At 49.5% G+C, this 9,834-nt stretch carries 11 protein-coding genes; 3 read left to right on the top strand and 8 right to left on the bottom strand.

Annotated features, from left to right (window positions below):
• Positions 1-199: 199 nt before the first annotated feature.
• The 3 genes from VF260_07665 to VF260_07655 form a co-directional block, all read right to left on the bottom strand.
• Positions 200-1,528, bottom strand: coding sequence for an ABC transporter substrate-binding protein (locus tag VF260_07665; GenBank protein HEX7057055.1), 1,329 nt, complete (start codon positions 1,526-1,528; stop codon positions 200-202).
• Positions 1,529-1,548: 20 nt separating this feature from the next.
• The gene (locus VF260_07660; GenBank protein HEX7057054.1) at positions 1,549-2,253 is read right to left on the bottom strand and encodes a GNAT family N-acetyltransferase; all 705 of its coding nucleotides are present in this window, start codon (positions 2,251-2,253) and stop codon (positions 1,549-1,551) included.
• Positions 2,254-2,604: 351 nt separating this feature from the next.
• Positions 2,605-3,771 carry a DUF1343 domain-containing protein gene (locus tag VF260_07655; GenBank protein HEX7057053.1) on the bottom strand — a complete coding sequence of 389 codons (1,167 nt, stop codon included), beginning with the start codon at positions 3,769-3,771 and terminating at the stop codon, positions 2,605-2,607.
• A 174-nt stretch (positions 3,772-3,945) separates the two neighbouring features.
• Between VF260_07655 and VF260_07650 the strand changes: the two genes are divergently transcribed.
• From VF260_07650 to VF260_07640, 3 genes are all read left to right on the top strand, one after another.
• The gene (locus VF260_07650) at positions 3,946-4,887 is read left to right on the top strand and encodes a BadF/BadG/BcrA/BcrD ATPase family protein (protein HEX7057052.1); all 942 of its coding nucleotides are present in this window, start codon (positions 3,946-3,948) and stop codon (positions 4,885-4,887) included.
• 54 nt (positions 4,888-4,941) lie between these two features.
• A complete protein-coding gene (gene murQ, locus VF260_07645; GenBank protein HEX7057051.1) occupies positions 4,942-5,859 on the top strand; it encodes an N-acetylmuramic acid 6-phosphate etherase in 918 nt (305 codons plus the stop codon).
• 125 nt (positions 5,860-5,984) lie between these two features.
• Complete coding sequence (locus VF260_07640; protein HEX7057050.1) at positions 5,985-6,317, top strand: hypothetical protein; 333 nt, start codon at positions 5,985-5,987, stop codon at positions 6,315-6,317.
• 91 nt (positions 6,318-6,408) lie between these two features.
• Here VF260_07640 and VF260_07635 read toward each other — a convergent pair whose 3' ends face one another.
• The 5 genes from VF260_07635 to VF260_07615 form a co-directional block, all read right to left on the bottom strand.
• Entirely contained in the window at positions 6,409-6,921 is a 513-nt protein-coding gene (locus VF260_07635) for a GNAT family N-acetyltransferase (protein HEX7057049.1), read from the bottom strand.
• 74 nt (positions 6,922-6,995) lie between these two features.
• A complete protein-coding gene (locus VF260_07630; GenBank protein ID HEX7057048.1) occupies positions 6,996-7,646 on the bottom strand; it encodes a response regulator transcription factor in 651 nt (216 codons plus the stop codon).
• Positions 7,624-8,703, bottom strand: a complete 1,080-nt coding sequence (locus VF260_07625; protein ID HEX7057047.1) for a sensor histidine kinase — start codon at positions 8,701-8,703, stop codon at positions 7,624-7,626. Before VF260_07625 ends, VF260_07630 begins: the two co-directional genes overlap by 23 nt.
• Positions 8,704-8,742: 39 nt before the next feature.
• Complete coding sequence (gene liaF / locus VF260_07620) at positions 8,743-9,393, bottom strand: cell wall-active antibiotics response protein LiaF (GenBank protein HEX7057046.1); 651 nt, start codon at positions 9,391-9,393, stop codon at positions 8,743-8,745.
• A gap of 109 nt (positions 9,394-9,502) precedes the next feature.
• The coding region (locus VF260_07615) for a PspA/IM30 family protein (GenBank protein ID HEX7057045.1) at positions 9,503-9,834 on the bottom strand (332 nt) is incomplete at its 5' end.

Raw genomic sequence — 9,834 nt, 5'->3', positions numbered from 1 at the left:
TATAGTTTTTCAGCCCAACCCAATGAATATCCGCCAGATCAAATCCGCTCCACTCCGTGAAACTTAGATAAAACGAAAATGCGAGCGGGATACATAAAAATATGGCATAAAAGATGAACATCGGCGACAGAAAGGCGTATGCGATTGCTGTTTGCGAATGCGATTTGTTTCGGCTCATGGAAATTCATCCTTTACAAACTTATTTCAATTTTGCCTGAAGATCGGCCTGGGCTTTCTGTAACGCTTGATCGGGTGTTAACTGATTGGTCCAAACACTTTCAATGGTTTTCGCGAATTCGGTTTGTATTTCTGCACCGGCCACCGGATTCGGTTCCGGTTTGGCATATTCCATTGCGTCCTCAAATACTTTCAACAACGGGTCGCTCTTCAATTTATCCTGAAGCGGTTGCGCCTGTACATCGCTCTTTCTGGTGGACAAAACATCAAAGGCGTCCAGCAAAAAGCTTCCTTGCGGCGTTACCCCGTCCTTATAGGCTTGTGAATTAAACCATTTGAGGAATTTCCACGCTTCCGCCTGATGTTTTGATTTCTTGTTGACAGACCAAGCGTAGGTGTAAGCAAGCGAGCCTTTGGTGTTGCCGTCCGGTGATGGCAAGGGCGCCGTGCCGACTTCGGAATACTTGTCTTTCATGATGACTTTTAGCGATCCGGCCCAATAACCGGCGTTAATCGTCATGCCCAGCTGCCCCGCTTCGAATGCTTTTTCGGGGTCAAACCCGTAATCGGAAATCCCATTCTTTCCATAAATCTGCGCATACAGATCCATTACCTTTTTGGCGGCATCCGAATCAAGATTTAATTTGGTCAAATCATCACTCATAAATGAGCCGCCGGCAGTCTCCATCAAAGCCAGGAAAGGTTGTTCAATAATAGCCGGCCAACCTTTTTGCAATCCGATTCCTTCGGTTACCATTTTGCCGTTTGCGTCTTTTTTGTTGATCGCCTTCGCCATGGAAAGCATTTCATCCCAAGTGGTCGGCGGGTGGTCAAAACCTGCTTCTTGTAAAATTCGTTTGTTATAATACAAACCGAACGACTCAACCTCTGTCGGATATCCGAAAATCTTCCCATTTACGGTTGCGCCTTTTACGGCTGCGGGGGAGTAATTATTCGTTACGTCATCAACCACATCCTGCGGAGCATCAGCCAACACGCCGCTTTTGGCCAGTTGTCCGGCCCACAAACTGTAAATATGGTTAATGTCCGCGCCCTGTCCGGACGTTTGTTTGGCCATAATCGTCGGAAGCAATTCGCCGAACTTGACGCCTTCCAGTTTCACTTGAATGTCCGGGTTTTCCTTATTCCATTCATCGATATAAGGTTTGAGGAAATCTTCATTTTTACCGACGTAGTGCGACAAAATCGTTAACGTTACAGGCTCTTTCTTTTCCGGTTGCGCGGTCTCTTTGCCGCTATTGTCCGTCTTTGCCGTGCCGCATGCCGTCAAAGCAAAAATCATGCAAACGGTCACAACGAACGCGATCATGTGATTTTTCCATTTAAACATTGTTAATCCCCCTCAACAATTTACTCAATATTTTTTTTCATTACATGGAACCTGCGGGAAACATGGTAACCAACCCGTTTATAAAGATATCCGGCAGGAGACTCCTCACCCGTCCACAAAAACCAGGAACCGTGCACTCCCACCGCCTTCATGGCGGCCAGACAATCATAGAGCAAAATTTTCCCCAGTCCGGTACCCCTCAGTTTGGGGTCGACGCCAAACGGACCAAAGCGCTCACGAATGCCTTCATAGGCGCCAAACATGCAAAATCCTACGACTGCGCCCGATTTTTCCCGGGCAACCATCACTTGCGACATGGGCAAACCTTGCAATATCCCTTCGCGAATCGCCCTTCCCCAATCCGCATTAAACACGTGGGTGGCAAACCGGATCACTTCATACAAATCTTTGTCCTCGACAAAACCAAAGGTAAACCCTTCGGCAATTCGTTTTTGCTTCAGCTCTTTCACGTCGTCCGGGATCGTAAAGCCAACCAGGGAAAAATCCATCGCTACCGGCGAATACTGGATTTGAAAGCCTTTGCTTTGCAAAAAGGCAAATCCTTCGGGATAAGCTTGTTCATCGATACCGGGCAAAATGTAATTAGGCGCGTAGGAGGAAAAATAAACACTTTTCCGGCCGTTCTGTTGCAAAAAGTGTTCCGCATCGGCAAACAACCGGGAAGCGATTCCCCGCCTGCGATACTCTTTTGCGACGAAAACCACGGGATCCAGCCGTTTTCGGGCTCCAAATCAACCCCATGCATCGGCAGCAAACGCCGGACGGCATACAGACATCCAATGAGTTTGTCATGATCGAATGCCAGCCGCAGACCCTCCGGATCAAAATTCGCATCCAGCAAAACCAGATTCCGAAACCGCTTTGCCGTAATCGGATCCTGGTGCAATGTTTGATTCCATAAATCCAGGATGGCCGGCTCGTCGCCGGAACGGTAGCATCTAAATGTAATTTCCGCCATTTTCTCTCCTCCTCAGGTCATTCCACAGGAAAATTCACTTTCTATGATTGTTCCAACCGGCCCATCGCATCCCCCCCTAAAATTGATATGGCCCGGATTATGTGTAGAGCAAATATTTCCCGCACCGTTCCCGCCAGCGCTGTATATCGCGGTCGTAATGATCCAGAATCGTCTGCAATCCTTCCGGCTGGGCAATGAATCTGCGGATCATATCGCTTCCGGACAACATATCGATGAATGGCTTTTCATTTGGTTTTTGCGACCAGGCAAGCTGATCTTTGTGGATGACGGCAATATAGTGAAGCAGATATAACGCCGTAACAACCGGGCGGTACTCTTTCTTATCCGTTACAATCAAATAAACGCCATGACAAAGTTCTCCTTTATATTTGGAAAAGACAGGAGTAAAATGCGTGGGGTGGCAGCGAACGCCCGGCAAGCCCGCTTCGTTTACGCAACGGCAAAGCTTCTCCGCGTTTAGCCATGGCGCGCCTAACCATTCAAAAGGTTTGGTCGTTCCTCTTCCTTCCGAGAGATTCGTCCCCTCAAACAAACACATCCCCGGGTAAACTCTAGCCGTATCAATTGTCGGCATATTGGGCGACGGCGGAAGCCACGGCAGTCCGGTCTCATCGAATTCCATTTCCCTCCGCCAATTTTGCAGGGGAACAACATGCAGATCACATCCGATGGCCGCCTCCTCATTAACCAGGTTGGCAAATTCACCAACTGTCAATCCGGTTTGATACGGTACAGACCATGCGCCGACCATTGATTCGTACCCAGGCTGCAATATCCCTCCCTCCGCTTTCAGTCCTCCAAGAGGATTGGGCCTGTCCAGGACCATGAGTTTCTTGCCAAACCGCGCGCATGCCTCCATCGCATATATTAAAGTTGTCAAATAAGTGTAAAACCTAACGCCCAAATCCTGAATGTCAAAGATTAAAACATCCAAATGCTCCAGCATATATTGCTGCGGCCGCTTATTTTTGCCATACAGGCTGAAGACCGGAATGTTTAATTGCTTGTCCGTTTCATCAGCAAGCAGCATTCCCGCTTGCTTGTCTCCCCTTATTCCGTGTTCACAGGCGAATAGCGCAGTCAGCCGGGCATCCTGCAAAGAAGCGCAAATTTCAATCGTGGATTGAAAACGGGAGTCGATGCCGGTCGGATTTGTGATAAGGCCGATCTTTTTGTTTTTCAATAAATGCCGGGCTTCGCTTTGCAGGCAATCAATTCCTGCCAGTACCTTTAGTTTTGCCATAAATTTATTACCTCTCGCTGAGAATTGCGTGTTATCGCTTTCAACTGTGACCACATTATATCATCATCCGAAATAATTTTTCAAGCTTAAAATTTTATTTTAAAAAAATATTTTACTTTGGTTTTTCATTTGTATATAATGAGTTTAATCATTCCTTTGATTGCGGGTGAAGAGATGAAATTTACAATCGGAATAGACGGCGGTGGAACCAAAACGGAAGCCATATGCATCAATCCGCAAGGTGAGGAAATCGGACATTTTTGGGGCAAACAATCCAACCCTTTTTCCTTATCGGCCGAACATGCGACGCTCCATATAACTTCACTGCTTGACAACATTTTTTCGCAGCCGTTATTTCCCGTACGGGATTGTAACGGCATTTGCCTTGGCATAGCCGGAGTTGACCGGGATCAAGAACGAAAGATGCTGTCCGACGGCATCGAACACTATTTTTCCCAACTTCGCGTAAAAATTCCGTTTTGCATCAAAAACGACGCGGAAATTGCCCTAATGGCGGCTTTTGGCGAAATGAATGGCATAATCGCGATAGCCGGCACCGGCTCGATCGTGTTCGGCGTGACAAAAAGCGGAGAACGCTATCGGGTTGGAGGCTGGGGGCATTTGCTGGGCGACGAGGGCAGCGGATACCAAATCGGTTTGCACACATTGCAAGCGGTCGCAAAAAGCCACGACGGCATTTATCCGGCAACACGGTTGACCGGCCTGGTTTTGCAACATATTGGCGGTGATTCGCCGCAGGATTTAAAAAGCTATGTTTATAACAAAAACATAGGCAAGAGAGAAATTGCCGGGCTCGCTAAGTTGTGCATCGCTGCCTGCAATCATGACGATGAAGTGGCAAGGCAAATTATCGACGAAGCCGCGTCGCAATTAGCCCGGCTTGTTTTGGCGTTAAGGCAAAAAAACGCAAATTTTCAGCATTCGTCCATTGCGGTAGCCGGCTCCATATTTGGACATTCCGGCCGGTTCCGGGATACGTTTTGTCGCATCATCGCGGAAAGTGGCGCCACCAACAAAATCATTCCGGCCGCGCATCCTGCCGCCATGGGAGCTGCCCGTATAGCATTGCAATTATCCGGGAGAAACGAAGCATGATACGGCAAACTTTTTTCATCGACTGAATTTATAACATCCGGAGGCTGTATTCGTATGATTGAAGATATTCAATATTTGACAACCGAACAATTAAATACAAAGACATTGAACATTGACCAGCTTTCAACGCTTGAGATTCTCCAATTAATAAATAAAGAGGATGAAAAGGTAGCATTGGCAGTAAGAGACGCGATTCCGCAAATTGTTTTGGCGGTTGAAAAGGTGGCCGAACAATTTCGCAAGGGAGGCAGATTATTTTACTTTGGCGCCGGAACCAGCGGTAGAATCGGCATACTTGACGCATCCGAGTGCCCGCCTACTTTTGGAACAGATCCAAAGTTGGTTCAGGGGATTATAGCCGGCGGGCAAAGAGCCATTACCGATTCTATAGAAGGCGCGGAAGACAACGATCAAATGGGCGAACAAGACGCGGCCAATTTGCATATTGGCCCTTCCGACGTTGTTGTCGGCATTGCCGCCAGCGGCAGGACGCCTTATGTTCTGGGCGCCATGCGCCAGGCCAAAAAATCAGGAGCGGCCGTTATCGGCGTCTGCAATAATCGCGATTCTCTCATGAATCAGTTTGCGGATATCATGATTGAGGCGATTGTCGGCCCCGAAGTGATTATGGGTTCAACCCGCATGAAAGCCGGTACGGCACAAAAGATGATATTAAATATGATAACTACCGTTTCAATGATCAAACTGGGAAAAGTATACGGAAATCTCATGGTCGACTTGCTGCCATCAAACACAAAGTTAAAAGAACGGGCAAAACGGATTATCAAACTTGCCACCAATACAACCGATGAAATCGCCGCACGGTTGTATGACGAAGCGGAAGGCAACGTCAAGTTGGCAATCATCAGTTTTTTGGCGAATGTGGATTGCCGAACAGCGGAAAAATTGTTGCAGCAGACGGATGGGTCGGTGAGGGAAGCCATTCAATTGGGGAACTCTATGAAAAAATAACATGTATCCGATAAGCCCACGGTAATAGTCTCGCTGTTATTTGGTTATTCACCTATACGCGGCATTCCCTTCATGAATATGGTATTGGAGAAACATTAACGGAACTGTTGCGGGGAGGTGTAAAGGTGCAACCCATTTTTCCAATCAACGAGGATACCGTCAAGCCATATATCGGACGCAACCTGTATGCAATCACGCATGAGGAAATCGAGGCTTTTGGCAGGCTCAGCAGAGTGGAAGGCGGCGTGTTGTATTTCAACGAAGATCCTGCCCCGGCTGCTGCGGCAACATCGCAAAAAAGCAAACGCAAAACCACCACGGCCAAATCGCTGAAAGCAAAACGAAACCATTACGGTCAATTTCTGCAAAGCGCCGCCGGAAATTTCGCCGCGGAAACGGGCAACGCTTTTGCCCTGGAAATGGCGCAAATTGCCTATCTGTTTTCAGATGATAATTAACGTTGCCTTAAAAGCGTTCATTTTTCGGGTTCACATTAAAAAAGTTCCCTTTGCTTGTGCAAGCAAATAAGGGAGCTTTTTACTTTTCCCGCTAGGCATTGGCGAGCCATTCCGGAAAACGCGCAGGCGGCCGGTTCAGCGGAAAGTAGACCGGCGCGGCTAAGAGCGGCTTTACATATAAATAGCATTTGCTATGCGGCAAATATTGTAGTTCATGATAGCCCAAACGACGGTAAAACGCCTTGCCCGCCTCGTTTCCGGCATCCACGTACAAAATGGCGCTGTCGCAACGATGTTTTCGGCCAACCTGCTCCGCATGACGCAGCAAACTGGTACCCAAACCGTTTCTGCGCGCTTGACGCTGCACGGCAAGCATATCGACGCATAAGGCGCGGTTTTTGATGTAATAGGTAATGAATCCTTTAATCGCGCCGTTTTTGCCCGCGGCTACAACCGTTGTTCCTTGCGCCAACCGCTTTTTCGTTAATTTCCGATCGAACTTCAAATCCGGGTGCGCCACTTGGCTGAGCGGCACGAGCTCCGCCGCGATAAGCCGTAAAATTTGGTTGTCATCGCGCGCCGGGCGGCGATGCCGAAGTATCATGGTAGACGCCTCCATTATTCGTTTCAATCTAGAATATGGGGCGCCCCGCCGCTTTGCGTGGACAAATGGGAAGCTTATTCCACCAATCCATGGCGGTGGGCGTAAATTGCCGCTTGTGTCCTATCCTCCACACCGAGTTTGGCAAGAATATTGGTTACATGAAATTTGACCGTCTTCACGCCGATAAACAATTCGTCCGCCACTTCCTGATTCGATTTGCCTTGAGCGATCAGCCGCAGCACTTCCATCTCCCGCTCCGTCAAGTCTTCGTGAGCGTTCGTTTGCGTTTTGTCCCGGCGGAATCTGTTCATTAGTTTGCTCGCCACTTGCGATTCGAGGATGGATTGCCCTCTCGCCGCCGCCCTGATTGCCTGCGCAATTTCCGCCGCGCGTGAAGTTTTCAACAAATAGCTGAAAGCGCCGGCTTCGATGACCGGATAAATTTTTTCGTCGTCCAGGTAGCTCGTCAACACAATGACTTTGCAATCGGGATGGATGTTCAAGAGCCGTTTTGTCGCCTCAATGCCGTCCATTCCTTCCATCACCAGATCCATCAGCACAACATCCGGCTTAAACTCTTTGGCCAGCCGAATGCCTTCTTCCCCGTTGCCCGCTTCGCCTACAACCTCGAGGCCATCTTCGGTGGACAGAACCGCCGCGAGCCCGATGCGCACCATTTCGTGATCATCCACCAGCAGCACTTTAATCGGATTTTCCTCTGTCACTTTTTTCGTCTCCTTCGCTTTTCATAATCGGAATACGAATATCCACGCGGGTGCCTTTGCCTGGAGCGGTAACAATGCTGAGCGAGCCGCCGACTTCATTCACTCTTTCCTGCATCGTCGTCAAGCCGTACGAAGCTTGCTTTTGCACATTCGGGTCAAAACCGATTCCATTATCGCGCACCGATAAGCGCACCGAATCGTCTTTTTTATGCAGCCGCACTTCCATTTTCGTGGCGCGCGAATGCCGCAACGTATTGGATAACGCTTCCTGGGCGATGCGAAACAGATGGTCTTCGATGCCTTTTGGCAAAAAGATGTTTTCTTCGATCTCGCCGGCAATTTCAATCGGCACTTTCGCCTGCAGCTCCTCCAGAAGTTCATGCAAACCGGCCGACAAGCTTTTTCCCTGCAAATTGACCGGCCGCAAATGCAAAAGCAGCGCGCGCATTTCCGATTGCGCCACCGCCGCCATTTCTTCAATGAGCGCAATTTGCCGCCTGGCGCGCGCAAAATCTTTATCCAACGTGCGGCCTACCGCGGTTGCGGTCATCGATATCGCAAACAACTGCTGGCTAACCGCGTCGTGAAGATCGCGGGCCAACCGCTGCCGCTCTTCTAACACGGCCGTCGTCCGGACTTTTTCCGCCAATTCGGCATTGTTTGTGGAAAGGCGCTGCAGCGTTGTGACTTGATCCTCCCACTTTTTGCTGATGCGTCCCAATTGTTCCCCCAAACGCCCGACTTCATCGTCTCCCAGGGGCGGAATGGCGCGCGACAAGTTGCCCTTTTCCAACCAAATCATGGCTTCCCGCAGCTGTTCCAATCTTTTTTTGATTTTGCTGCTGTGTATGTATCCGGCGACAGCGCCGACCGCGGCAACCGCACCGACAAGCACGAAACCGGCCCAAATGCCTTCCTCGAGATCGGCAATTGGACGCAGAAATCCGTAAAAATACAAGAGATAAATGGTAATGCCGAACAAACTCAGGCTGAGCAGGATGGCTTCTCCCACCGTGCGCCAAACCATGTTGGTCAGTTTTTTTTCTTTGCCGGGCAAATTGCCATCCCCTTTCCTGACCGGATCGTTGCGGCTTTGTCAGACTATTTTGATGTCAATATCTCCTACGATGTAAGAAATAAGCAGTTTCACCTTATTCGGTGAGTGGAGATAGTTCGGCGATTGCCAACTGATGCGGTTAAATACGCCGGAATCTTTTTCCGGGCCCAATTTTGCTTGTCCGAACGTGACAAAAGCTTCAACAGCGATGCCCAAATCTTCGGGGAGCAAAATATCCGCGTCGCCGATCATCCCCGATATCATCATCGTCGTCTCGCCCTCATCGATAATCGCCAGCGAAAAATCGACATGCGCTTCGCCGATTATAAACCATTGGCTCATGTTTTTTAGCACCCATGGTTCCCGGTCCAATTTAATACTTTCCAGTATTCCTTGCCTTTGCGTGTATTGGTCCGTTTGCTGCACGCGCCCGGATTTCAGCATAAAGTATCCGAGCGAAAGCAAAATCAAGGCAAGCACGAATGTCAAGTGGCCGCCCACAAGGATGATCAGGCCCACCCCAACCAATAAATATCCCGTTCTGTTATCCGCATAAGCGCGCAATTTGTAAATGCCAAGCAAAATGACGACAATCGCGGAAAGGGTGTAAAAGCCAAGCAAGTTATAGCATAGGACGAACAGGCCGGCAAAAATAAGCAAATAAGCTGTATTGCGGCGTCGGCTTTCCATCCCTTTCCACCCCACTCCTACAAGGTAATGAAAGCCATAAGGCAAAATTGCCCGATGGCTTTTTCATTCTTACCTATCATAGCATAACGTTAATGTGCGCGCCGCAATTTTATGGTTGAACGGCGTCGTTCTCCGTCGATTGCGCCGATTGCGGATTGCCGCCCATCCTTGCTTTCAGCGCCTGCAGTTCCGCCTCCACCCGCGCCTGCTTTGCCGGATCCACCGCAGCCGCCGCGCCCGGCACCACCGTCTGCCGCGCGACCTCCGCCTCGGCTTCCATCTGCAGCACTTTCTCTTCGATCCGCTGAAAGCCCCGCGCTGCCGAGCCGCCTTCTAACGTGTAGTTCTTCCCGTAGCCGAGTTGCGTAAGCTGCTTTTTCGCCTTCGCCAGCTGCACCCGGCTGACCAGTTCGTTGCGCTTGCTCTTCATCCGGTAAAACG

The sequence above is a fragment of the Bacilli bacterium genome, from assembly GCA_036381315.1.
Taxonomy (GTDB): Bacteria; Bacillota; Bacilli; order Paenibacillales; family KCTC-25726; genus DASVDB01.
Note: the sequence above shows the minus strand (reverse complement) of the source record. Positions and strands in the feature narration are given on the sequence as shown.

Coding starts and splice junctions, on each gene's coding strand:
- VF260_07650 (HEX7057052.1), top strand. CDS start 3,946: ATGAAATTTACAATCGGAATAGACGGCGGTGGAACCAAAACGGAAGCC.
- liaF (HEX7057046.1), bottom strand. CDS start 9,393: ATGGAAAGCCGACGCCGCAATACAGCTTATTTGCTTATTTTTGCCGGC.
- VF260_07635 (HEX7057049.1), bottom strand. CDS start 6,921: ATGATACTTCGGCATCGCCGCCCGGCGCGCGATGACAACCAAATTTTA.
- VF260_07665 (HEX7057055.1), bottom strand. CDS start 1,528: ATGTTTAAATGGAAAAATCACATGATCGCGTTCGTTGTGACCGTTTGC.
- murQ (HEX7057051.1), top strand. CDS start 4,942: ATGATTGAAGATATTCAATATTTGACAACCGAACAATTAAATACAAAG.
- VF260_07655 (HEX7057053.1), bottom strand. CDS start 3,771: ATGGCAAAACTAAAGGTACTGGCAGGAATTGATTGCCTGCAAAGCGAA.